This window comes from Microbacterium sp. LWO12-1.2, from assembly GCF_040675875.1.
GTDB lineage: Bacteria > Actinomycetota > Actinomycetes > Actinomycetales > Microbacteriaceae > Microbacterium.
Window position 1 is genome coordinate 2,044,879 of the sequence record NZ_JBEGII010000001.1, and the last position, 21,731, is coordinate 2,066,609.

Sequence of the window (21,731 nt, forward strand, 5' to 3'; positions counted from 1 at the left end):
GAGCTCGGGCGCTCCTTGATCGAGGTTAGGCTGGCCTTACTTCACCAGCTGCACCCGGATCGGCACAATCTTGTCCACACACCCCACCCCTGTCCTCCAGGCGATCCCTTCTGCCCCGACGCGCACGGCGATACGGCCGGGAGCACCCGCGCTGGTCTGGATCGCCGCGGGCTCCGCCGAAGCGACGCTCGAATCATCCCGGTGGTCGCTCGATGCCGGGCAGGCGCTCTGGGTACCCGCAGGCACCAAGGCAGTGGTGCGCGGGGCGGACGGTTGCTGCGTCGTGCCGATCCGCATCCGAGAGGCGGATCACCAGGCCGGTCCGCGCGCACCTTTCGTCGCCGCCGTCGCTCCGCACGCCGTGTCCGCGCTCCTGACCGCATTCACCCGCAGTCTCGGCGTGCTCCACGGCGGCGGCGTCCGCGCTGCCGACGTGCTCGGGTGGATCGGGCACCCGACCGCGGCGATCACGGCACCCGCCCTGCCGTCATCCCCGGATCTGCGTCGTATCGCCGGCGCGCTCCTCGCGGACCCGACGCGTTCCCCCGCGACCGTGGGCGCCGATCACGGGGTCGGTGCGAGCGTACTGGCCAGGCGGTTCCGCGCCGAGACCGGATGGACGCCGCTGCGCTGGCGCACCAGGCACGTGCTGGGACGCGCCGCCGAAGAGCTGCGACGCGGCCGTCGCGTGGCCCAGGTCGCCGCTGAGCACGGATACGGGAGCCCGCAGGCGTTCACTCGTGCGTTCCATCGGGAGTGGGGCGTCGCGCCCTCCGAGCTCGCCGAGCGGACCCGCGGAACCGTCGAGGCGCGACGGGGCGGCACCGAGCTCGGCCCGCAGTGCAACGGGTACCACATCGTGATCTGGGTCGCGGTCGGCAGCATCCAGCTGACCCTCGACGACCGCACAGCCCTCGTCCGCGCGGGCGACATCGCGTGCCTCCCCGCTGGCACGTCATGCGGCTTCCAGGCAGGCGCCGATGCCGCGGTCATCCCGCTCGGGTGGCTGCCCGGAGGCATCGACGTCGGCGCCGGACTCATCGCCCATACGGACGCGCACGCACCTCTCCTGCGTCTTGCCGCCTGGGCCTACGCGGGCGCCGAACCCGTCACGGGCGGCGACCCGAGGATCGTGCTGCAGACCCTCCTGCGTCTGGGCGAACCGAACGACATCCCGACGCCGATCGTCGATGCGACATACGCGCTCCTCGGACGCCTGGCGGAGCAGCCGGAAGACAGCCGGTCGGCCGCTGAGCTCGCCACACAGCTCGGCATGGCCCCCGCCCAGCTCCGCAACGCCGTCGAGGCCCTGACGGGCACGACGCTCGCGACGTGGCGCGCCCGCACGCGGATGTCGTGGGCGCGGCGGTTGCTGCGCGAGGGCCTGCATGCGTCGGAGGTCGCGGTCAGGGTCGGGTACGCCGATGCCGCCGCCTTCAGTCGCGCATTCCGTCGGGCGCACGGCTGCTCGCCCAGAGGATTCTCCACCGCGCACGCCCAGCGCTCTCACACATGACCAGGGTGTCCGCGAGGCCGAGACAGGATCCCGCTGTCATCCTCGCCCTCGACGGCCCTCCAGAAGAAGCGACGAAAGCCCCGGTGAGACCGGGGCTTTCGTGTTGTTCTGTGGACCTAAGGGGATTCGAACCCCTGACCTCCTCGATGCGAACGAGGCGCGCTACCAACTGCGCCATAGGCCCGTGAACACCTCTACGCTATCACGACGGAAGAGGGCTCTGCGTCACGCCGATCACCCGGCGGCACGTCGGGAGAGCAACTCCCTGACGTGGTCTTCGATCTCCGCGTCGTCCACGAAACCCATCCGGGCGTACGGAGATGAGGAGGCGGCCGGCAGGGTCACGGGGGCCTCCGGTGCCATCTCCTCGGCGCGCGCACGGAGCGCGGCGATGCGCGCGGCCTTGCGACGCTCTTCCTGCGCCTCGATCTCGGCCTGCGCGGCCTGAGCGCGCGATCCGGCGACCGACACCATGGGCTCGGGCAGCGGGCGCGGGGTCCAGGTGGCACGGCCCTGATCATGGAGCTCGGGGGCGACGCGCTCGGTCTTCGGCTGGGCGATCTGCTGCGGGCGTCGCGCAGATCGTGCGGCCACCGCTGCCATCCGTTGCAGCGCGAGACCGGCGACGAACACGAGCGCTCCACCGGCCCACAGCAGCAGCTGCGCCCCTGTCGCGACGAGCTGCCAGACGCCGAGGCCCGCGAGCGCGAGGCCGATGAGAACAGTCGTGGTGGCCGTCGCCCGCACGCGCCGGCGCGCTCGCGCCTGGCGCACCACCGGGTCAGCCCTGGTGGCGGCGAGTTCGTTGCGGAGTGCTTCCAGTGCGGCGGCCTCGCGCTCGGACTGCACGCGCTTGGCCAGCTTCTGCTGCGCCAGCGCGGTACGCGCATTCAACTCGAACCGCACCTCACCCGGGGTTTCGCTGGTCTCGGCGAGCACGCGGAGCGCCTGATTCAAGCGCACGGCGTTGCGTTCGGCAGCGTTGTACTGGAAGCGACCGCGCCAGGACGGCAGCAGGTAGAGCATCCAGAGGAGCACAGCGACGAGCACGATCACTCCCCCACTCAGCACCGGCCCGTCCATACCGATAAAGCTACGGGTTCAGCGGCCTTCCGAACGCGCAGTCGGCGCGTGTCGCGGCGAGTCGGCGTCGCATCAGAGCCTCAGACGGTCGGCGGGAGGCACCGTCGACACGTCGGGCGGCACCTGACCGTTCAACCATCGCGCCAGAACTCCCTGCGGAACGTCCTCCCGGGTCAGTGCGAAGGCGTAGTGGTCGCGCCAGTCTCCATCGATGTGGATGTACCGTCGCCGCAGCCCTTCGTACCGGAACCCGAGCTTCTGCACCACGCGCAGACTCGCCACGTTCTCGGGCCGGATGCAGATCTCCATCCGGTGCAATCCGTACTCGGTGAAGCAGGCATCGGTCGCGAGCGCGACAGCTGTCGGGGTGATCCCCCGTCCGGCGAACCGCTCGCTCACCCAGTAGCCGATGGTCGCCGAGCACAGCGACCCGCGGGCGACGCCCCAGACGTTCAGCTGACCGGCGACCTCGCCGTCGTACTCCATGACGAACGGATACCCGGCGCCGTCCTTGTACTGCTGAAGAAGCCTCCGGATGCTCAGCCGCATGTCGAACGACACACTGCCGTAGGGAACCGTCGCCTCCCACGGCTGCAGCCACGACCGGTTGGCCAGCAGCTCATGCTGCAGCGGACGTGCGTCCTTCGAGCGGACGAGCCGCAACTCGATCGCCCCGTGCCTGATCCCCGCCGTCAGATCCATCGCGTGCCCCGACGCCCGCAGAGTCGCCTAGAGGCGTTCCGCGAATTCCTTCAACCACGGCCGCAATTCGGGTCCGAGGTCGTCACGGTCGGAGGCGAGCTGCACGATCGCCTTGATGTAGTCCACGCGGTCGCCCGTGTCGTAGCGGCGCCCGCGGAAGATCACGCCGACGACACCGGGGCCGTCTGGGTCCGCCGCCATCTCCTGCAGCGCATCCGTGAGCTGGATCTCACCACCCTTGCCGGGCTCCGTGTGCTCGAGGATGTCGAACACCGAGGCGGGGAGGACGTAGCGTCCGATCACGGCCAGGTTGGAGGGAGCATCCTCCGGTGCCGGCTTCTCGACGAGTGCGGTCACACGCACCGACTCCGAGCCCTCGATCGGCTCGACGGCGGCGGCGCCGTACATGTGGATGTTGGCGGGATCGACCTCCATGAGGGCGATCACGGCCGCGCCGCTGCGCTCGTGCTCGGCGATCATGTGCGTCAGCAGCGGGTCCCGCTCGTCGATCAGATCGTCACCGAGCAGCACGGCGAAGGAGCTGTCGCCGACATGCGCTCGTGCACGCAGCACGGCGTGCCCGAGTCCCTTGGGCTCGCCCTGACGCACGAAGTGGATGTCGGCGATGTCGCTCGACTTCATCACCCGCTCCAGGCGACCCGTGTCGCCCTTCTCCATCAGCTTCACCTCGAGCTCGGGCACCGAGTCGAAGTGGTTGGAGATCGCGTTCTTGTTGCGGCCGATGATGACGAGGATGTCATCGATCCCCGCATCCGCCGCTTCTTCGACCACGTACTGGATGGCCGGCTTGTCGACGACCGGAAGCATCTCCTTCGGCATCGCCTTTGTAGCTGGCAGGAATCGTGTCCCCAGACCCGCGGCAGGAATGACGGCCTTCATCTTCTGCGTACCCATCTCCTCAGCCTAGTGGTGGGCACCCCCGTAGACTCGGAGGCATGTCGAATGACGTCGAGCATGCCAAACGCGCACTCCGCGCCGAACTGCGCGAACGCCGTGGACTGCTGTCGGAAGCACAGCGCGAATCGGCCGCGAAAGCGATCGGCGAACGTCTGGACGCCTTGATCGACGAACACGGCGCCCGTTCGATCTCCTGCTTCCTCTCCACCATCACCGAACCGGGCACGCGCGACTTCGTGACCAGGGCCGTGCGCCGCGGCATTCGCGTATTGCTTCCGATCACTCGCGCCGACGGCCTGCTGGACTGGGCCGTCGCGAGCGACGACGACGAGACGATCGAAGGTCTGCACGGCCTCCCCGAGCCCACCGGCGAAGTTCTGGGACCCATCGCCGTGAACGACGTCGACCTCATGATCGTGCCCGCGGCGGCCGTCGACCGTTCGGGTATGCGCATGGGCTGGGGTCGCGGATACTTCGACAAGACCATCGGTTCCATGGAGAAATGCCCTCCCGTCTACGCAGTCATCTATGATTCCGAGATACTCGACTCCCTGCCCCGGGAGGTGCACGACCAGCCGGTGAACGGCGTCGTCACCCCGTCGCAGACCCTGATCCTGTCGCCAACGCGACGCTGAACCTGAGGACGAAATGCCCACCTACGCCTATGCCTGCACATCATGCGGACACAAGTTCGACGCCGTGCAGAGCTTCTCAGACGATGCCCTCTCGGTCTGCCCCGAGTGCGGTGGCGCGCTGCGCAAGCAGTACGGCTCGATCGGAGTGACCTTCAACGGCTCTGGCTTCTATCGCACCGACTCGCGCGCCAAGAGTGGCGGATCGAAGGATGCTTCGGCATCATCGAAGTCGGAGTCGACGACGAGCGCCAAACCGGCGGCTGCATCGAGTTCCACCTCTTCCTGAGGTCCCGATCTGCAAGGGGTCCCCATGCTCAAAGGTTTCAAGGAGTTCATCCTCCGCGGCAATGTCATCGATCTGGCTGTCGCGGTCGTCATCGGCGGTGCGTTCACCACTATCGTGAACGCCGTCGTCGCCAGCATCATCAACCCGCTCGTCGCGGTGTTCTTCAAGGCGGATGCCGCGGGCAGTTTCGGGCCGCAGATCCCCACCCTCTACGGCGAAACGGTCACGTTCCCGATCGGCGATCTCGTCTCGGCCATCATCAGCTTCCTCGCGGTCGCCGTGGTCGTCTACTTCGTGTTCGTCGTGCCGATGAACCACTACAAGGCGCGCGTCGCCGCCAAGAAGGGCACTCCCGCTGAGGAGCCCGCAGCGGCCACCGAGGCCGAGCTCCTGCTCGAGATCCGCGACCTGCTCGCCAAGAACCAGCGCAGCTGACCACCACGTCTGCTCGCACGAGAAGCGCACGGCACCCCGATCGGGGCCGTGCGCTTCTTGCGTGTGCGGCAGGTCGCGCCTGCCGTCAGTAGTGCGGCGGGATGTCCTGGATCAGCTGATCGTCGTTGGGACCCTTCGGGCCGCGCACGACCCGGGCCTTCTTCTCCACGACTGCCGGACCCGACTCCGGATCCGGATCCGTGCCGGGCACGGGCGTCAGCCGGGCACGCCGGGAGCCGGGCACCCGCACGACGCGTTGCCGCGGCGTGTCAGGGCCGGCAGGCTGGTCAGCCATTCTCAGGGTCGACGATCTCGATCGGCTGCGTGTCGTTGTCGGCCCGCGGCGCCGAATCAGAGATGCCGAGCACCGCGGCGATCCGCGTGGCGACCGTCACCGGGTCGCTGTAGAGATCGAAGGCGTGCACGCGCACGTAGTGCCAGCCCAGGCGGCGGAGCACGTGCGGGCGCAGGCGCAGGGTCTCGCGCAACGACTCTCCGCGGGATTCGGGATCGGACTCGATCACCACGGCCTTGCCCTGATGCTGTGCGACCAGCGGAAGGCGCCCGCGGTAGTCGACGTCGACCGAGGCGCCCAGGCGCCGCAGTTCTCTCGCGAGGGCGAGGGTCAGCGGGTCGGCCAGATCTTCCAGGCGCGCGTCGCGGGCACGTGCGGCAAGTCCACCGAGGATCGACATCAACGTCGCGGCGCCGTGCTCGAGGCGCCCGTCGTCGAACGACGACGGGCGGATGGACGACACGATGACCATCGAGCGACGGGCCCTCGTCATCCCGACCGTGAGCAGACGCTCACCGTCGGGCGTGGAGAGATCGCCGAAGTCGCTCAGCACACGACCGTGCTTGGTGAGCCCGAAGCCGAGCGAGAAGATCACGCGGTCCCGGCTCTCCGCGACGGATTCCTCCAGAGTCAGCACGGAGAACGGCTCAGCGGTGTCACGGCCCACGAAGTCGGCGACGTCCGAACGACCGGCGAATGCCGACGTGACCGCGGCGCGCACGCGCTCGGCGTGCCGTGTGCTGGCGGTGACCACCATGAGCGATTCGGTCGGGCGGTGCACGGCGTGCTCGACCACGAGCGTGACCACGCGAGCGACCTCGGCATCCGGGCTCTCGACCGCGCCGGAGATCGGATCAGGTGCGCCGGTGCCACCCTCGACATAGTCGACCGTGAGGCTGCCCCGACCGAGATACGAACCTGCCCAGGGCAGCGAGACGATCTCGCCCCCGTAGAAGGCGTCGTTGATGAGCTCGGCGAGATCCTCGCCACCGGCGCGATAGCTGCGCGTGAGCGTCATCACCGGAAGCAGCTCGGAGAGCCGCTCGAAGACCGAGACGTCGTCGAAGGGAACCTCGGACTCCCAGGCATCGCCCGGATCGACGGCGATGTGGAACGGAGTCGGACGCTGCGTCACCGGATCGCCGAACGCGACGATCTGCCGCGCACGACGGATCGCCGGTGCGGCCTCGGCGAGGTTGATGGCTGCAGCGTCAACCAGGAGCACGGTGTCGAACTCGACCGAATCAGGGATCTCCGGCACGCGGTAGGGCGAGGAGATCCAGACGGGGGCGAGCACGTCGACCAGGCTCGGTGCGGCGCTGACGATCTCGGCCGTGCTGGTGCCGGGCTGCGTCAGCGCGCGACGAAGGTGCTGCGACTGCTGAGGCTCGTCGACGATCGCGATCTTCCACTGGCTCGCCAGCTGCCAGGCGAGCAGCGGTCCTGCCATCGCCGCGTGCGCTTCATCGACCAGACGGAAGTCCCGCTCGAGCCGGTCGACGACGGCGGTGTTCGCGCCCAGCAAGGCGCGGTTGTCCTGCAGCGCGCGCTCGAGGAGCGACTGCCACCAGGCGAACTCGAGCTCTTCGCCCACCTGCCCCTCGGACACGTGACGCACCGAGAGCTCGGCGAGCAGAGGCTCGAGGCCCCACAGCGCCAAGCGATCGCGCAGCTGCGCGCGCTCGACCAGGTTGTCGAAGACATCGGACTTCGCAGCGAGCCCCGCGAGCGTGCGCACCAGACGAGCGACCGGCAGCGACGCGAGCGGTTCGCGACGACCGAGCGCGGCATCCAGCTCCGCGAGTTCCGCGTGGGCACGCTGCCAGGCCGCGGACACGTCGGCGAGACCGAGCGGCACCTCGGGTGCCACTCCCGCCTCGACGAAGCGCTGCCACTGCGTGCGCTGCGCCTGGATGCGGAGCAGCGACTCGTGCATCTCGGTCACGTGCACGCCGGGCCGCACGTATTCCTTCGCCAGACGACGCAGACGGCGGCGGTTCGCTCCGGACATCCCCGGCGCATCGCGGCGCGAGCCGTGCGCTTGGATGAGCTCGCCGAGCGGTCGCTCGAACACCGTGGGGCTGAAGCGGTCGAGCGAATCGCGGATGCCCTGCAGCAGCCCGAGGTACTCGCCGAGTTCGTCGATCGTCGAGAAAGGACGCATGCGCGTCTGAGCGATCAACTCGTAGCCGCGCTCCAGGAGCGCAGGGATGCTGTTGGTGTGCAGTCGGGCGGCCAGCTCGTGCGCGGCTCGTGCCGCCTCCGTGCTCGAGAACGTGACGCCGTACCAGGGCGAGTCGTCCGGCCCGAACCGGAACTCGCCCAGTCGCGCGGCCTGTGCGAGCGCCGACGCGGCAGCAGACCTGTCGTCCGCCAGCCGGTGCAGCGCGTCGGTGCCGAGGCGCGCCGTCGTCGACGGCGGCACCGGCAGAGAGGCGAGACGGGTCAGGTGCCGGGTCGCGTCGAGAACAGAGGCGCCGGTGCCGCCGACAGGCGCGGTGAGGGCCTGCCGGTAGTCGCGCAGCACCGTGCGCAGGCGGACCAGCGCATCATCGACCTCGCCCACCTTGGGCGCGACCGCCTTCTCATTGCGTCCGATCGCACGTACGAGGTCGCGGCGCACGCTCGCTGGCGAGATCGCCAGGCTGTCCAGGCCGATCCCGGCGAGACGATGACGCACACCGTCAAGAGTGGATCGCCGCGCCGAGACGACGAGCACTCGTCGACCAGCGCGCACCAACTCCCCCAGAGCGTTGATCACGGTCTGCGTTCCGCCGGTACCCGGCAGCGTCGCGACGGTCAGCGAATGGCCGGCGGCGATGCGCGCGAGCACCGCTTCCTGCTCGGCGTCCGCATCCAGCAGGAGGTTGTCCGATGCGGGCGCGCGGTCATCGGGGCCCGTGTGGTGTGGCGTGGCGCGCGGCGCAGTGACCTGCTCCCGATCGCCGACGTGCCCGGCGAGCGCGTTCAGCACGACATGGTCGAGGTTCCGACCGTCGCGGACCATCGCCCCGCTGACATCGGCGAACGTGGAGACGACCAACCGAGGTTCGACCGAGAAGGTCTCGATCGAACGGGCGGTCGCACGCAGGCTGTCGATCACGGGCTGCGGCTTGAAGATGCCCCCGTCGTACGCGAGGGCGGCGAGGGCGGCGGCGTCGATCGAGATGCCGAAGTGCTCCCGGGCGATGCGCACGAGCTCCGGATTCACCTCGAAGGTGCCCTGCAGCTTGAGCTCGAAATCAGAGTGGTGCCGGCGGATGGCCAGCGGACGCAGCAGGACAGGGGCGGAGAACCCGACTCCGCCTATGCGCCAGTGCGCGACACCCACGGCGAGATGCACCGCCTCGATCCCGCGGACGGTGCGCAGCTCGGTGTTCTTGGCCGTGATGCGTTCGGCGGCGAGTCTGGCCGTGCGCAGGCCGACCTCGTCACGGAACAGGTTGGACAGCAGAGTCGATCGGCCGGTGATGAACTGCGGCAGACTGCCCGGATGCGCCTTGGAGATGTCGATCCCGGATTCGGGCCGGTCGCGGAAGTTGACCAGGGGCGATGCGCCACCCAGATCCGCTGCCTCCGCGCGCAATCTGGTGCGCTCCGCCTCGGCAGCGTGTGCGACATCGACGCCGGTCGCGGACTCGTGGAGCTCACCGAGAGTCACTGCGGCCTCCGCCACTGCGTCATCCGCAGACTTGTCATCACGTCGCCACACATTTCACACCCTAGGCGTGTCAGGGCCCGGCGTCCGGTATCCCTGGCGGGTTTCACCGTATTTATGCCCCTGAACGGGCCCGAGCACTCCTCCTGCACACCCTCGGAGCCTGATTGATTGTCCCCGAACAGCGACCCGTCGAGGGGACCGAGCGCTCGGGGTCGACGTGAGCGGACACTATGGAGGCATGACCTTCCGCTACGACTTCGCTCCGACACCGTTCGGCGATGCTCTCGCGGTGTTCTCCGACGAGGGCATCGTGAGGTTCGATCTCTCCGAATCCGAAGACCCCTCCGTACCGTGGCTGCTGGAGAGCGTCGCTCGCGAGCTCGGCGCCGTCCCCGAACCCGAACCGGGCGCCGCAGACGAACTGTCGCGGCTCCTCGGGGCCTACTTCGACGGCGAGCCCGTGCGCTTCGCGGATCATGTGGAGTTCGACTGGCGCCTCACCAACGGATTCTCGCTGACCGCACTGCAGACGATCAGCACGATCGAGTGGGGCGAGACGATGAGCTACGGCGAGGTCGCCGTGCTCGCGGGCCATCCGGGAGCCGCCCGTGCGGTCGGCACGGCATGCCGACTCACCCCTTTCTCGATCATCGTGCCCGTGCACCGAGTGGTTCGGTCTGACGGAACGCCCGGGCACTACGGCGCGCACCCCGAGCGGAAGCGCTTCCTGCTCGATCTCGAAGCGCGCTGAACTCGCGGCGCCGCGGTACGAGCGGGATCCCGACGTGTAGGCCGCCGGGGTCCCGCTGCCCTCCTCCCACCGGCGACGCGGCGATGCCCCGGTGGTAGGGTCGACGCTACGAAACGGGGCACGGCGTTGTCTCCCCGAGGTAGGAAATCATGAGCTCAACGGTGACGTGGGAATCCGAGACCGAGCTCGTCGCCAACGCGGTGAGCGAGCTGGCCAGGCGTACCCGCTTTCCCGTCGCGTTCGGCGGTCTGATCGAAGAGGGCGTCGTGAGCGTCACCAGCATCGTGGGCAACCGCACCCGCAGTCTCGACGGTCTGCGCGTCCGCCCGGAGCGAGGTCTCGGCGGCCGAGCGATGATGGAACTCCGGCCGAGGATGACGAGCGACTACGGCTCATCGCAGCAGATCACCCATGACTACGACATGTTCGTCCTCGGTGAAGGGCTTCGCACTCTCCTCGCCCTCCCCATCGTCGTACGTGGACGCTCCCGCGGTGTGCTGTACGCCGGCACCTGGGACGAGGAGCCGGTCGGCGGGATCACGACAGCACCGGCCATGCAGGTCGCGCAGTCCGTCGCCGACGAGTTGCGCATCCGTGACGAGGTCGAGCAGCGACTCCGGGCCCGGACGACGGACGAGGCCGTCGCGCCGCCCCAGCGCGAACAGTTGCGCGAGAGCTTCGCCGAACTCCGCAGCATCGCCGCCTCCATCGATGATGATTCGTTGCGGAGGCGGATCGCTCGAGTCGAACGACGGCTCGCTGTGATCGCCGGCGACGCGGTCCCCGTCGCGACAGGCCCGGTGCCCACCGTGCGACTTTCACCGCGCGAGATCGACGTGCTCGCATGCGCAGCGTTGGGGTCGACGAATGCGGAGATCGCCAGTCGTCTGGGACTGCGCGAGGGAACGGTGAAGGCGTACCTGGGCACGGCGATGTCAAAGCTCGACGCCTCCACTCGCCACTCCGCCGTGGCCAAGGCGCGGCGCGCGGGGCTGCTCCCCTGACCGTAGACTGCACAGGCCGTGCCCAGCGCGGTTGGTTATCATGGGGTTCAGCTGGCGAACACCGGCTCCGGACGAGGCAGACCAGTACCCGGTGAGCGAAAAGACTGGTCCGAAAGGACCATCATGTCGTGGATCGTTTTGATCGCATCCGGAATCCTCGAAGCCGTGTGGGCGACCGCACTGGGCAAATCCGACGGACTCACCAAGCTCTGGCCGAGCGTGACCTTCTTCGTCGCACTCGCGATCTCGATGTTCGGCCTCGCATTCGCGATGCGGGATATCTCCACCGGAACCGCGTACGCGGTATGGGTGGGAATCGGCGCATCACTCACAGTGATCTGGGCAATGATCACGGGAGACACCGAGATCTCCTGGCTGCGCATTCTGCTTCTGATGGGGCTCGTCGGCTGCATTGTGGGGCTCAAGCTCATCGACACCGGTCACGAATAATGTACTCGGTACGTAATTCTTGTTGTTGTGGTTATTCCACGCGAGTAGGGTGACTTCCATGGCGAGACGAATTGTGCACCAGCTGGTCGACGATATCGATGGCAGCGTCCTGGAGGTCGGCGAAGGCGAGACCGTTCATTTCTCTCTGAACGGCACCTCGTACGAGATCGACCTGAGCAGCGCTCACGCAGAGGAATTGCGTGCAGCGTTCGAACCGTACATCTCCGCAGGGCGTAGAGCAGGATCGGGTGGCGCTGTGCGCTCAGCCGCTCCTCGCAAGCGTCCGGGACGGAACCCTGAGGTCGCGGCCATCCGCACCTGGGCCAATGAGAACGGCTACACGCTTTCGGAGCGCGGACGCATTCCCGCGCCGATCGTCGACGCCTACAACGCAGCCCACTGACGAAGTTGAGGAATAGGCGCTTCTCCGGAAGCGCCTATTCCTCTTTTTCTTTCGCCCAGGCCTCATCGCGGAGAGTGATCTCGCTCGTCATATCCGTGAGGAATCCGATGACGACCTCGCGTTCCTCCGACGTCAGTCGAGCGGCCGAATAGAACCGCTTCGCCTGTTGTCTCCCCACCGTCTCCATAGCCGCGTGACGCGTCTCCGCCGAGATGGTGATCGCGAGAGCACGTCGATCCGTCGGGTGCGGAGCGCGATGAATATGCTTGCCCTTCTCCAGACGGTCGAGCAACTTGGTCGTCGCTGCCGTCGAAATGCCCAGATGCTGGGCGATACCACCCGGCGTGGCGATCGCATCGCGATTCGCACACACGATCAGATAATGCAGCGCGCGCATATCGGTCTCGTTCAACTTCATGTACCGACGCGAAGCCAGTGAAAGGCGCTGCTCCGCATCGCGCAGCTCGGCGATCGCCCCCATGAGGCGCGCGATCTGCCGCAGATCCTCTGGGGCTACGCCACTTCGGTCGATCAGGGCGCTGCGCGGGTCGCTCGCATCGACATCGTAGATGGCCGAATGACTCAGACCGTCCGGGCCTGGAACGTCCGCGCTCATCGCCGCGTCTCCCGACGCACCCGGAGCGAGGGTGGTGCGGGACTCGTTCTCCATGCGATCATGTTACACATCACGGGCTACATGCTAAGTTGATAACTCACTTAGTTAGCCAAATCGCCGAGAGGATGCCATGGACGATGTGACCCTCCTCGCCGAAGACGGGAGCGTGGTCGGCGTGCTCCCGAAGCGCGACGTGCACACGTCCGAGACTCCCCTGCATCTCGCGTTCTCGTGCCACATCCGTGACCACGACGGGCGCATCCTGGTGACCCGCCGCGCCCTGAGCAAGCAGACCTGGCCGGGCGTCTGGACCAACAGCTTCTGCGGCCACCCTCGCCCGGGCGAGGACATGGCGGCTGCCGTCACGCGCCGCGCCTTCGAAGAACTCGGCGTCACGCTCTCCGACATCCGCCTCGTCCTGCCGTCCTTCCGCTACCGCGCGGTCGATGCGAGCGGAATCGTCGAGAACGAGATCTGCCCCGTGCATGTCGCCGTCATCGACGGCGAACTGTCGGTGAACCCCGAAGAGGTCGCCGAATGGGCGTGGATCGAACCCGCCGACCTGGTGGAGGCCGTCGAAAGAGCACCGTTCGCCTTCAGCCCGTGGATCCGCGAGCAGCTGCCGCTGCTGCGCCAGATCGGCGAGGTCTGACGATGGGTGCGATGGCGACCGAGGAGGACCTCGGCACCCGCATCGAAGAGGCACTCCGCATCCGCTTCGCCGAGCGCAGCACGGCCGCGGAGGCGTACGGCCCCGAGTTCGCAGCCCTGTGGAAGGCAGCGGCGGAACACGCGCTGGGGGGCAAGTTGATCCGCCCTCGCCTCCTGCTCGATTTCCGCCTAGCGCTCTCAGCCGCGGGCCTCTCTCACGAAGAAGCCGCCTGCGCCGTGGACATCGCGGCGAACGTCGAGCTCCTCCACTACGCGTTCCTCCTGCATGACGATGTGATCGACGGCGACCTGATCCGACGACGACGCCCCAATCTGATCGGCTCCCTCGCTGAGCGGCGATCGGACGAACCCGACGACGCGGAACTCCACTGGGCACGGTCCAGCGCGATCCTGATGGGCGATCTGCTGCTGGCCTCCGCCGTACTGGGGTTCGCACGCGCCGATGTCTCGGCCGACACCCGAGACCGCCTGCTCGCCCTGATGGAGCAGACCATCCTCGAGACGGTCGCCGGGGAGCACACCGACATCGGCCTGAGCGACGGCATCATCCCGCCGGATCTGCGCACCATCCTCTCGATGAGCGCCTACAAGACCGCGACGTACTCCTTCGTCCTCCCCCTTCGCGCCGCCGCCGTGCTGGCCGGTGCCTCCCCGTCCGCCGAGGAGCAGCTCACGGCGATCGGCCGTCATCTCGGCCTCGCCTACCAGTTGCAGGACGACCTGCTGTCGGTGTTCGGCGAAGCGCAGGAGCACGGGAAGGATGCCTTCTCCGATCTTCGCGAGGGCAAGGAGACGGCCATCATCGCGTACGCCCGGATGACGGGCCACTGGCCGAGCATCGAGCTGTACTTCGGCGCGACGGATCTGAGCGCTCAGCAGTGTGCCGACATCCGCGACCGTCTGCGCGAATGCGGCGCAGAGGGCTTCGCGCGCAGCCTGGTCGAGGAGCAGCTCGGCGCCGTGTCCACCGTGCTCGCCGAGGCCGAGGCTGCCGGCACGATCTCCCCCGCCGCCGGACGCACCGTCCTCGCCCTCGCCTCACGCATCGAGAGCCGACGCGCATGACGGGGAGCCCTGCGAGTCCCGCCGGAGACGGCGCGCTCGACCGTTTCAGCCGCACCGCCGACATCGCGACGACGGACGTCATCCGCACCTACTCCACCTCGTTCGGGCTCGCCACGCGCCTGCTCGGACCTCGTCACCGTCAACACGTGCGCAACATCTACGCGATGGTGCGGATCGCCGACGAGATCGTCGACGGCGTCGCGGCCGAGGCCGGTCTCGATGCCGCGGCGCAGAGCGACGCCCTCGCGTCGTACGTCGCCGAGACGCACCGGTCGATGCGCACGGGGTACAGCAGCGACCTGATCCTGCACGCGTTCGCACGCACCGCGCGGGAGTGCGGCATCGGGGAGGATCTGACGCAGCCGTTCTTCGACTCGATGCGCGCCGACATCGCGAGTGACGCGGGTTTCACCGCATACGACGGCGATGCCCACGCCCGCTACGTGTACGGCTCGGCCGAGGTCGTCGGCCTCATGTGCACGCGCGTGTTCCTGCGCGGCGCCTCGCGCACTCCCGCCGAGGAGCAGACGATCGACCGCGGCGCCCGCCAGCTCGGCGCCGCCTTCCAGAACGTGAACTTCCTGCGCGACCTCGCCGACGACACGGACCGGCTGCATCGCGGTTACCTCGGCGGCGGCGAGCGTCTCACCGAGGCAGACCGTGATGCCTGGGTCGCGACGGTCATGCAGCAGCTCGACGACGCGCGCATCGCGATCCCCCTGCTGCCCAAGGACTCCCGCGCGGCCGTCCGCAGCGCGCACGCCCTGTTCTCGGCGTTGACACGGCGAGTGGCGAAGACCCCCGTCGACGTGCTGTACCGCAAGAGGGTGCGGGTTCCCGATCCGCTCAAGGCTCTCCTCGCCGCCCGCGCCGTGTTCGTCACTGCCCTGGAGCGGGACCGATGAGCCGCGTCGTGGTGATCGGCGCCGGCGTCGCCGGACTCGCCGTGGCCGGTCTCCTCGCCCGCGACGGGCACGATGTCACGATCCTCGAGAAGAACGACCGCGTCGGCGGACGCGCCGGCACCATCGAGCGCGACGGGTTCCGTTTCGACTCCGGCCCCTCCTGGTACCTGATGCCGGAGGTGTTCGACCACTTCTTCGCGATGATGGGCACGAGCGCCGAGGAGCAGCTCGACCTGACGCTGCTCGACCCCGGGTATCGGGTGTTCCGTCAGCCGCACACGACGACGGATGCAGCCGCATCCGTGACGGTGCCGGCCGGACACGAACGCGTGAGCCGGCTGTTCGACTCGCTCGAGCCGGGGTCCGCTCCCGCACTGGCGAAGTACCTGGACTCCGCGCACGACGCCAGCACGATGGCGGAGAAGTACTTCCTCTACAACCCGTTCACCCGCATCCGCTCTCTGCTCGCACCCGAGGTGCTGCGCGCGCTCCCCCGCCTGTTCACGCTGCTGGGCACGCGCCTGCAGGCATTCGCGGCTCGGCGGTTCCGCAACCCCGTGATCCGTCAGATCCTCGGCTACCCCGCGGTCTTCCTCGGTACCGACCCGCGCAGCGCTCCGGCGATGTACCACCTCATGAGCGCGCTGGACCTCGATCAGGGCGTCAGCTATCCCCAGGGCGGCTTCTGGCGGGTGGTGGAGCGCATCGAGGATCTCGCCCGAGGCGCGGGAGTGCGCATCGTCACGGATGCCGAGGTCACCGGCATCCGCACGCAGGACGGGCAGGACGGCACCCATGTCACCGGTGTCGGATGGCGCGATGGGACCGGCGCCGAGCACGTGGAGCGCGCCGACATCGTGGTCTCCGCCGCCGACCTGCATCACACCGAGACCGCGTTGCTGCCGGCCTCCCTGCAGAGCTATCCGGAATCCTGGTGGGCACGACGCACCAGCGGTCCCGGTGGGCTGCTCGTGATGCTCGGCGTGCGCGGCACCCTGCCCCAGCTCCCGCATCACTCGCTGTTCTTCACCGACGACTGGGATGCGAACTTCGATGCGATCTTCGGACGCGACCCCGAGATCCCGTCTCCCGCGTCGACGTACGTCTGCCGTCCGAGTGCGACAGACCCCGATGTCGCTCCCGCCGACCACGAGAACCTGTTCATCCTGGTGCCGATCCCCGCCGACGTCGACCTCGGTCATGGCGGATCGGACGGCAGCGGATCTCCGGCGATCGAACGTGCAGCCGACGCCGCCATCGACCTCGTCGCGCAGTGGGCCGATGTCCCCGATCTGCGCGAACGCATCGTCGTGAGGGAGACGAAGGGCCCGGCGGACTTCCGAGACGACTACCACTCGTGGCGCGGCGGGATGCTGGGGCCGGCGCACATCCTCTCGCAGAGCGCGATGTTCCGCGCGCAGAACGCCTCGAAGCGGGTGCGCGGCCTCTTCTACGCCGGCGGAACCACTGCTCCGGGCGTCGGCGTGCCGATGTGTCTGATCAGCGCGGAGATCGTGCTGAAGCGCATCCGTGGCGATCACTCCGGCGGTCCGCTCCCCGTACCGGTCCGCGACCCTTCTCGCACGGAGATCGACTGATGGGCGCGCTGTACCTGACTGCGCTGCTCGTGTCACTCGGATGCATGCTCCTGCTCGACTGGCGCTTCCGCCTGTTCTTCTGGCGCGACGCGGTCGCGGCGGCCACCGTGACCGTCATCGGCGTCGCGTTCTTCCTCGCCTGGGACGTCGCGGGAATCGCCGGAGGGATCTTCTTCCGCGGCGATGCGACGATCGCGACCGGGATCGTGTTCGCGCCGGAGCTGCCGATCGAGGAGCCCGTCTTCCTGCTGTTCCTCGTCGTGTGCACGATGGTCATCTACACCGGTGCCGTACGCGTCCTCACCGGCCTCCGCACCCGGCGTCGTGCCGAGGAGGTGCGGGGATGACCTACATCCAGCTCGCCGCATGGTTCCTCGCGGCAGCCGTCGCAGCCGCGCTGGTGCTGTCGCTGCTCGCGCGACGCCGCGGTGCCGCCCCTCACCTCGGAGCGATCGCGCTGACCGTGCTGGCGCTGTTCATCCTCACCGCCGTGTTCGACACGATCATGATCGGCACCGGACTGTTCCACTACTCGGGACAGCACCTCCTCGACATCCACATCGGCCTGGCTCCGATCGAGGACTTCGCCTACCCCCTCGCCGGCGCGCTGCTGTTGCCGAGCCTGTGGGCGGCGCTGAGGGCACGCCGCAGCGCCCGGAAACCCACCGCCGCGGATGAGTCGGAGGCAGACGCATGAGCGCCGTGACAGGGCGGCCGGCGCTCGGCCGCGACATCGCCCAGATCGTGCTCTCCTCCCGGCCGATCAGCTGGATCAACACCGCCTTCCCGTTCGCTGCCGCCTATCTGCTCAGCACGCGAGAGGTCGACGCGACGCTCGTCATCGGCACCCTGTACTTCCTCATCCCCTACAACCTCGCCATGTACGGGATCAACGACGTGTTCGACTACGCCTCCGACCTGGCGAACCCACGCAAGGGCGGGATCGAGGGCGCGCTGCTGGCACCCCGCATCCATCGGGCGACGCTCTGGGCTGCAGCCGTCACCAACGTCCCCTTCCTGGTCTATCTCGTGATCGTCGGCAACCCGGCATCCTGGATCTGGCTCGCCGTGAGCGTCTTCGCCGTGATCGCGTACTCGGCACCGGGCCTGCGCTTCAAGGAGCGCCCGTTCCTCGACTCGATCACCTCGAGCACGCACTTCGTCAGCCCCGCGATCGTCGGGCTCGCTCTGACCGGTGCTCCCGTGACGACCGGCACCGTGATCGTGCTCGTCGCCTTCTTCCTCTGGGGGATGGCGGCGCACGCGTTCGGCGCCGTGCAGGACGTCGGTCCGGACCGAGAGGCCGGGATCGGCTCCATCGCCACCGTCATCGGAGCCAGAGCGACCGTGCGGATGTCGGTCGTGCTCTGGACCGTGGCGGGAGCGAGCATGCTGCTGACGCCGTGGCCCGCCCCGCTCGCGGCCGTGCTCGCGGTCCCGTACATCGTCAACGCGCTGCCCTGGTGGAACGTGACGGACGAGGGCTCCGCGGCGACCAACCGCTCCTGGCGGCGCTTCATCGCTCTGAACTACATCGCGGGCTTCCTCGCGACCATGATCCTGATCCTCGCCTGGGTCTCCTGACCCCGCGCACCCTCCGGAAGGAACCCGATGTCCCGCCCCGCTCAGGCGCCCGCTCCGACGCCCCGCGAACGCACACGCCGCCACTCCTGGGCGCGCATCTTCATCCCCGTCGCGCTGATCCTCGTCTGGTTGGTGGGCGCTTCGCTGGGCGGACCGCTGTTCGGCAAGGTCGACGAGGTGTCGTCGAACGATCAGACCAGCTACCTTCCCTCGTCGTCCGACGCGACCCAGGTGCAGAAGATGCTCGGTGAGTTCAACGACAGCGAAGCCATCCCGGCGATCGCGCTGTTCACCTCAGAGCAGAAGCTGACGGACGCCGAGCTCGAGACGATCTCGGATGCCGTTGCCGATGCCCCCACGGTCGAGGGAGTCAGCGCGGATGTGTCCCCCGCCCTGCCCTCCGACGACGGCAAGGCCGTGCAGGCGTTCATCCCGATCGAGAGCGACGCCGAACTCGCCGATGCCACCGAGGCCCTCGGCACACAGCTGCGCGAGGCCGTGCCCGACGGCGTCTCCGTCTACATCACGGGACCTGCCGGCTTCAGCGCCGACCTCGTCGCGGGATTCGCGGGCATCGATGGGCTCCTGCTGGGCGTCGCCCTGCTGGCGGTGCTGGTGATCCTGGTGCTGGTCTATCGGTCGTTCCTGCTGCCGCTGGTGGTGCTGTCGACCAGCCTGTTCGCGCTGTGCGTGGCGCTGCTGGTGGTCTGGTGGCTCGCGAAGTTCGAGGTACTGCTGCTGAGCGGACAGACCCAGGGGATCCTGTTCATTCTCGTGATCGGTGCCGCCACCGACTACGCCCTGCTGTTCGTGGCGCGCTTCCGCGAAGAGCTGCGTGTGGCGCACGACAAGGGAACCGCGGTGCTCGCGGCATGGAAGGGCTCGTTCGAGCCGATCGTCGCATCGGGCGGCACCGTGATCGCCGGGCTCCTCTGCCTGCTTCTGAGCGACCTGAAGTCGAACAGCACGCTCGGGCCGGTCGCGGCGATCGGGATCGTGTTCGCGATGCTCGCTGCCCTCACACTGCTTCCCGCGCTGCTGCTGCTCTTCGGCCGTTCGGTGTTCTGGCCCCGTCGCCCGAAGTTCGAGCCCGAGGTCGTCGCGGCCGAGCACGGCATGCGCACGACCGGGCTGTGGGCGCGACTGGCCGGACTCATCAAGAAGCGGCCGCGCGTGATCTGGATCGTGACCACGCTCGTCCTGGTGGCGGGGGCCGCCGGCCTCACGCAGCTCAACGCGGTCGGAGTCCCGCAGTCCGAGCTGGTGCTCGGCGCCTCCGAGGCACGTGACGGGCAGGTCGCGCTGGGCGAGCACTTCCCCGGTGGCTCAGGAAGCCCTGTATACGTGATCGTCCCCGAGGATTCCCTGCAGGCGGCGGCCGACGTGCTGCTGGCGAACGAGGGGGTCGACGGGGTCGCGGTGACCGCATCCGACTCGCCGAGCGGCAGTGCCCCGGTCACGTCAGACGGCATCACCGCCGTGGGGGCGCCAGGCACGCCCGCCCCGGAGCCGACCGTTGTCGACGGCGACGTGCTGCTGCAGGGCACTCTGACGGATGCAGCCGATTCGGATGCCGCCGCGGCCACGGTGCGCGAGCTGCGCACCCAGCTCGATGATGTCGACGCGCTCGTCGGTGGCGTCACCGCGACGGCGATAGACACGAACGACGCATCGATCCACGACCGGAACCTGATCATCCCGCTGATCCTCGTCGTCATCATGTTCATCCTGATGCTGCTGCTGCGCTCGATCCTGGCGCCGGTGCTGCTGATCCTGACGACAGTGCTCTCGTTCGGCACCGCCCTGGGCGTCTCGGCGTTGGTGTTCAACGGCATCTTCGACTTCCCCGGAGCGGACCCCGCGGTGCCGCTCTACGGATTCGTCTTCCTGGTGGCGCTCGGCATCGACTACAACATCTTCCTGATGACGCGCGTGCGCGAGGAGTCCATCGAGCACGGCACCCGCGAGGGCGTGCTGCGAGGGCTCTCCATCACCGGCGGCGTGATCACCTCGGCCGGCCTCGTGCTCGCGGCGACTTTCGCCGCACTATCGGTCATCCCGATCCTGTTCCTCGTGCAGCTGGCCTTCATCGTGGCGTTCGGAGTGCTGCTCGACACGTTCGTCGTTCGGTCACTGCTGGTGCCGGCGCTCACCTACGACATCGGCAAGGCCATCTGGTGGCCGTCGAAGCTGTGGCGGCGCGGGCAGGACTGAGGCTCAGGCAGGGGCCAGCCCGGCGCGGCGACGGAGGGTAGGCGATGGCGCGGGCGTAGGCCGATCCGGCCAGAATCCGCCGACGCTCGCTGGTCCGCCTACGCTCGCGGTGGCCGAGGACCTCGAACGGTGCCGGAAATCGGATGCGTCTGCGCTCACACCAGGGCCGTCTTGAGCGCACCCAGGTGGTCGCGGCTCTCCGCGGCGGCCAGAGCCGGCTCACGGTCGATCACGGTCTGGGCCAGGCGCTCATGCCTGGCATGGTCTTCGGGCCCGCCATGGTCGGTGCGGATGCGCAGCATCTCGACCATCGCCTGACGCAAGCGCGGGGTCAGGGCATCGAACAGATCGAGCAGGATGCTGTTGTGCGACGCCACCACGATCGAACGGTGGAACGCGGTGTCGGCGTCGACGTGTTCCTCGATCCCCGGACCGGTCTGGGCGCGCGCGTCGAGGGCGCGACGGATCGCCCGCACATCGACGGCCGTACGACGACCCGCTGCGAGCGATGCCGCCTCGGATTCGATCGCGATCCTGGCCTCGATCACGCTCACGATGTCGGCGCGCCGGAGAACCGCATCCCAGTCCTCTGGCACGTCGAGCGCAGCCACGAACACGCCAGACCCCTGGCGGGTGGTGAGCACGCCGCGACCGGCGAGCTGCCGGATCGCCTCGCGCACCGTGGATCGTCCGACACCGAGCTGCGGGGCCAGTGTCGACTCTCCCGGCAGCTTCTGTCCGAGCGTCCACTCGCCCGCGCGGATGCGGTCGAGCAGGATCTCGGCAGCCTGATCGGCGAGCGGGGTTCGTTGGATCTGCGCCATGTGATGAGTCTAACTTGTCAACTTGTCTGAGGAGTTGCTAGATTGTGCTCGTGCGCATCGAACGACTTCTCCTTCTCCGCCACGACGGGGCCTGATCAGACCGGCTCCCCGTCG

The 21,731-nt window shown here is 68.4% G+C and carries 23 protein-coding genes, 1 tRNA gene and 1 riboswitch; of the genes, 16 read left to right on the forward strand and 8 right to left on the reverse strand.

The genetic code is table 11. The features are described 5' to 3' along the window. The first annotated feature begins 70 nt into the window (after positions 1–70). Positions 71–1,516, forward strand: coding sequence for an AraC family transcriptional regulator (locus MRBLWO12_RS09740; protein WP_363554956.1), 1,446 nt, complete (start codon positions 71–73; stop codon positions 1,514–1,516). Between the two features lie 111 nt (positions 1,517–1,627). On the opposite strand, the gene MRBLWO12_RS09745 is transcribed toward MRBLWO12_RS09740, so the two are convergent. The 4 genes from MRBLWO12_RS09745 to galU form a co-directional block, all read right to left on the reverse strand. Further along, positions 1,628–1,700: transfer RNA gene (locus tag MRBLWO12_RS09745), tRNA-Ala, on the reverse strand. Between the two features lie 50 nt (positions 1,701–1,750). Beyond that, positions 1,751–2,599, reverse strand: coding sequence for a hypothetical protein (locus MRBLWO12_RS09750; protein WP_363554958.1), 849 nt, complete (start codon positions 2,597–2,599; stop codon positions 1,751–1,753). A gap of 72 nt (positions 2,600–2,671) precedes the next feature. Next, the gene (locus MRBLWO12_RS09755; protein ID WP_363554960.1) at positions 2,672–3,301 is read right to left on the reverse strand and encodes a GNAT family N-acetyltransferase; all 630 of its coding nucleotides are present in this window, start codon (positions 3,299–3,301) and stop codon (positions 2,672–2,674) included. A gap of 27 nt (positions 3,302–3,328) precedes the next feature. Then, entirely contained in the window at positions 3,329–4,216 is an 888-nt protein-coding gene (galU, locus tag MRBLWO12_RS09760) for a UTP--glucose-1-phosphate uridylyltransferase GalU (RefSeq protein WP_363554962.1), read from the reverse strand. 41 nt (positions 4,217–4,257) lie between these two features. On the opposite strand from galU, the gene MRBLWO12_RS09765 reads away from it, so the two are divergent. Genes MRBLWO12_RS09765 through mscL form a run of 3 tightly spaced genes read left to right on the forward strand, consistent with a single transcriptional unit; the run spans position 4,258 to position 5,575 of the window. After that, complete coding sequence (locus MRBLWO12_RS09765; protein ID WP_363554964.1) at positions 4,258–4,854, forward strand: 5-formyltetrahydrofolate cyclo-ligase; 597 nt, start codon at positions 4,258–4,260, stop codon at positions 4,852–4,854. A gap of 13 nt (positions 4,855–4,867) precedes the next feature. Continuing rightward, positions 4,868–5,140, forward strand: a complete 273-nt coding sequence (locus MRBLWO12_RS09770; protein ID WP_363554966.1) for an FmdB family zinc ribbon protein — start codon at positions 4,868–4,870, stop codon at positions 5,138–5,140. A gap of 24 nt (positions 5,141–5,164) precedes the next feature. Beyond that, positions 5,165–5,575 (forward strand): large conductance mechanosensitive channel protein MscL, encoded by a 411-nt coding sequence (gene mscL, locus MRBLWO12_RS09775; RefSeq protein WP_363554968.1) that lies wholly within the window; start codon positions 5,165–5,167, stop codon positions 5,573–5,575. An 85-nt stretch (positions 5,576–5,660) separates the two neighbouring features. On the opposite strand, the gene MRBLWO12_RS09780 is transcribed toward mscL, so the two are convergent. Both MRBLWO12_RS09780 and MRBLWO12_RS09785 read right to left on the reverse strand, forming a co-directional pair. Beyond that, positions 5,661–5,870 carry a hypothetical protein gene (locus MRBLWO12_RS09780; protein ID WP_363554970.1) on the reverse strand — a complete coding sequence of 70 codons (210 nt, stop codon included), beginning with the start codon at positions 5,868–5,870 and terminating at the stop codon, positions 5,661–5,663. After that, the gene (locus MRBLWO12_RS09785) at positions 5,863–9,582 is read right to left on the reverse strand and encodes an AAA family ATPase (RefSeq protein WP_363554972.1); all 3,720 of its coding nucleotides are present in this window, start codon (positions 9,580–9,582) and stop codon (positions 5,863–5,865) included. Before MRBLWO12_RS09785 ends, MRBLWO12_RS09780 begins: the two co-directional genes overlap by 8 nt. A 187-nt stretch (positions 9,583–9,769) precedes the next feature. Between MRBLWO12_RS09785 and MRBLWO12_RS09790 the strand changes: the two genes are divergently transcribed. From MRBLWO12_RS09790 to MRBLWO12_RS09805, 4 genes are all read left to right on the forward strand, one after another. Further along, positions 9,770–10,282: a methylated-DNA--[protein]-cysteine S-methyltransferase gene (locus MRBLWO12_RS09790; protein ID WP_363554974.1), complete on the forward strand. Its 513-nt coding sequence runs from the start codon at positions 9,770–9,772 to the stop codon at positions 10,280–10,282. A 149-nt stretch (positions 10,283–10,431) separates the two neighbouring features. Then, the gene (locus tag MRBLWO12_RS09795) at positions 10,432–11,286 is read left to right on the forward strand and encodes a LuxR C-terminal-related transcriptional regulator (RefSeq protein ID WP_363554976.1); all 855 of its coding nucleotides are present in this window, start codon (positions 10,432–10,434) and stop codon (positions 11,284–11,286) included. Between the two features lie 45 nt (positions 11,287–11,331). Then, positions 11,332–11,399: riboswitch (guanidine-III (ykkC-III) riboswitch) on the forward strand. A 10-nt stretch (positions 11,400–11,409) separates the two neighbouring features. Next, entirely contained in the window at positions 11,410–11,736 is a 327-nt protein-coding gene (locus MRBLWO12_RS09800; RefSeq protein WP_363554978.1) for a DMT family transporter, read from the forward strand. Between the two features lie 58 nt (positions 11,737–11,794). Then, complete coding sequence (locus MRBLWO12_RS09805) at positions 11,795–12,139, forward strand: histone-like nucleoid-structuring protein Lsr2 (RefSeq protein ID WP_363554980.1); 345 nt, start codon at positions 11,795–11,797, stop codon at positions 12,137–12,139. Between the two features lie 34 nt (positions 12,140–12,173). Here the strand turns inward: MRBLWO12_RS09805 and MRBLWO12_RS09810 are convergent, their stop codons facing one another. Continuing rightward, a complete protein-coding gene (locus MRBLWO12_RS09810; protein WP_414685469.1) occupies positions 12,174–12,809 on the reverse strand; it encodes a MarR family winged helix-turn-helix transcriptional regulator in 636 nt (211 codons plus the stop codon). A 76-nt stretch (positions 12,810–12,885) separates the two neighbouring features. Between MRBLWO12_RS09810 and idi the strand changes: the two genes are divergently transcribed. Genes idi through MRBLWO12_RS09850 form a run of 8 tightly spaced genes read left to right on the forward strand, consistent with a single transcriptional unit; the run spans position 12,886 to position 20,793 of the window. Next, positions 12,886–13,407 carry an isopentenyl-diphosphate Delta-isomerase gene (gene idi, locus MRBLWO12_RS09815; protein WP_363554982.1) on the forward strand — a complete coding sequence of 174 codons (522 nt, stop codon included), beginning with the start codon at positions 12,886–12,888 and terminating at the stop codon, positions 13,405–13,407. Between the two features lie 11 nt (positions 13,408–13,418). Further along, positions 13,419–14,492 (forward strand): polyprenyl synthetase family protein, encoded by a 1,074-nt coding sequence (locus MRBLWO12_RS09820; RefSeq protein WP_363554984.1) that lies wholly within the window; start codon positions 13,419–13,421, stop codon positions 14,490–14,492. Next, entirely contained in the window at positions 14,489–15,397 is a 909-nt protein-coding gene (locus tag MRBLWO12_RS09825; RefSeq protein ID WP_363554986.1) for a phytoene/squalene synthase family protein, read from the forward strand. Before MRBLWO12_RS09820 ends, MRBLWO12_RS09825 begins: the two co-directional genes overlap by 4 nt. Further along, entirely contained in the window at positions 15,394–16,995 is a 1,602-nt protein-coding gene (crtI, locus tag MRBLWO12_RS09830; protein WP_363554988.1) for a phytoene desaturase family protein, read from the forward strand. The genes MRBLWO12_RS09825 and crtI overlap by 4 nt, the downstream gene beginning before the upstream one ends. Further along, entirely contained in the window at positions 16,995–17,342 is a 348-nt protein-coding gene (locus MRBLWO12_RS09835) for a lycopene cyclase domain-containing protein (protein WP_363554990.1), read from the forward strand. The genes crtI and MRBLWO12_RS09835 overlap by 1 nt, the downstream gene beginning before the upstream one ends. Further along, a complete protein-coding gene (locus MRBLWO12_RS09840) occupies positions 17,339–17,692 on the forward strand; it encodes a lycopene cyclase domain-containing protein (RefSeq protein WP_363554992.1) in 354 nt (117 codons plus the stop codon). The genes MRBLWO12_RS09835 and MRBLWO12_RS09840 overlap by 4 nt, the downstream gene beginning before the upstream one ends. Then, positions 17,689–18,579: a prenyltransferase gene (locus tag MRBLWO12_RS09845; RefSeq protein WP_363554994.1), complete on the forward strand. Its 891-nt coding sequence runs from the start codon at positions 17,689–17,691 to the stop codon at positions 18,577–18,579. The genes MRBLWO12_RS09840 and MRBLWO12_RS09845 overlap by 4 nt, the downstream gene beginning before the upstream one ends. Before the next feature lie 27 nt (positions 18,580–18,606). Next, positions 18,607–20,793, forward strand: coding sequence for an MMPL family transporter (locus MRBLWO12_RS09850; RefSeq protein ID WP_363554996.1), 2,187 nt, complete (start codon positions 18,607–18,609; stop codon positions 20,791–20,793). A 155-nt stretch (positions 20,794–20,948) separates the two neighbouring features. Here the strand turns inward: MRBLWO12_RS09850 and MRBLWO12_RS09855 are convergent, their stop codons facing one another. Next, the gene (locus MRBLWO12_RS09855; RefSeq protein WP_363554998.1) at positions 20,949–21,617 is read right to left on the reverse strand and encodes a FadR/GntR family transcriptional regulator; all 669 of its coding nucleotides are present in this window, start codon (positions 21,615–21,617) and stop codon (positions 20,949–20,951) included. Between the last annotated feature and the right edge of the window lie 114 nt (positions 21,618–21,731).

Excerpts from the sequence above, each read along its gene's own strand:
- MRBLWO12_RS09835 (WP_363554990.1), top strand. The coding sequence starts at position 16,995 with ATGGGCGCGCTGTACCTGACTGCGCTGCTCGTGTCACTCGGATGCATG.
- idi (WP_363554982.1), top strand. The coding sequence starts at position 12,886 with ATGGACGATGTGACCCTCCTCGCCGAAGACGGGAGCGTGGTCGGCGTG.
- galU (WP_363554962.1), bottom strand. The coding sequence starts at position 4,216 with ATGGGTACGCAGAAGATGAAGGCCGTCATTCCTGCCGCGGGTCTGGGG.
- MRBLWO12_RS09850 (WP_363554996.1), top strand. The coding sequence starts at position 18,607 with ATGTCCCGCCCCGCTCAGGCGCCCGCTCCGACGCCCCGCGAACGCACA.
- MRBLWO12_RS09840 (WP_363554992.1), top strand. The coding sequence starts at position 17,339 with ATGACCTACATCCAGCTCGCCGCATGGTTCCTCGCGGCAGCCGTCGCA.
- mscL (WP_363554968.1), top strand. The coding sequence starts at position 5,165 with ATGCTCAAAGGTTTCAAGGAGTTCATCCTCCGCGGCAATGTCATCGAT.
- MRBLWO12_RS09820 (WP_363554984.1), top strand. The coding sequence starts at position 13,419 with ATGGCGACCGAGGAGGACCTCGGCACCCGCATCGAAGAGGCACTCCGC.
- MRBLWO12_RS09750 (WP_363554958.1), bottom strand. The coding sequence starts at position 2,599 with ATGGACGGGCCGGTGCTGAGTGGGGGAGTGATCGTGCTCGTCGCTGTG.
- MRBLWO12_RS09800 (WP_363554978.1), top strand. The coding sequence starts at position 11,410 with ATGTCGTGGATCGTTTTGATCGCATCCGGAATCCTCGAAGCCGTGTGG.
- MRBLWO12_RS09795 (WP_363554976.1), top strand. The coding sequence starts at position 10,432 with ATGAGCTCAACGGTGACGTGGGAATCCGAGACCGAGCTCGTCGCCAAC.
- MRBLWO12_RS09790 (WP_363554974.1), top strand. The coding sequence starts at position 9,770 with ATGACCTTCCGCTACGACTTCGCTCCGACACCGTTCGGCGATGCTCTC.
- MRBLWO12_RS09810 (WP_414685469.1), bottom strand. The coding sequence starts at position 12,809 with ATGGAGAACGAGTCCCGCACCACCCTCGCTCCGGGTGCGTCGGGAGAC.
- MRBLWO12_RS09855 (WP_363554998.1), bottom strand. The coding sequence starts at position 21,617 with ATGGCGCAGATCCAACGAACCCCGCTCGCCGATCAGGCTGCCGAGATC.
- MRBLWO12_RS09825 (WP_363554986.1), top strand. The coding sequence starts at position 14,489 with ATGACGGGGAGCCCTGCGAGTCCCGCCGGAGACGGCGCGCTCGACCGT.
- MRBLWO12_RS09845 (WP_363554994.1), top strand. The coding sequence starts at position 17,689 with ATGAGCGCCGTGACAGGGCGGCCGGCGCTCGGCCGCGACATCGCCCAG.
- MRBLWO12_RS09765 (WP_363554964.1), top strand. The coding sequence starts at position 4,258 with ATGTCGAATGACGTCGAGCATGCCAAACGCGCACTCCGCGCCGAACTG.
- MRBLWO12_RS09755 (WP_363554960.1), bottom strand. The coding sequence starts at position 3,301 with ATGGATCTGACGGCGGGGATCAGGCACGGGGCGATCGAGTTGCGGCTC.
- crtI (WP_363554988.1), top strand. The coding sequence starts at position 15,394 with ATGAGCCGCGTCGTGGTGATCGGCGCCGGCGTCGCCGGACTCGCCGTG.
- MRBLWO12_RS09770 (WP_363554966.1), top strand. The coding sequence starts at position 4,868 with ATGCCCACCTACGCCTATGCCTGCACATCATGCGGACACAAGTTCGAC.
- MRBLWO12_RS09780 (WP_363554970.1), bottom strand. The coding sequence starts at position 5,870 with ATGGCTGACCAGCCTGCCGGCCCTGACACGCCGCGGCAACGCGTCGTG.
- MRBLWO12_RS09805 (WP_363554980.1), top strand. The coding sequence starts at position 11,795 with ATGGCGAGACGAATTGTGCACCAGCTGGTCGACGATATCGATGGCAGC.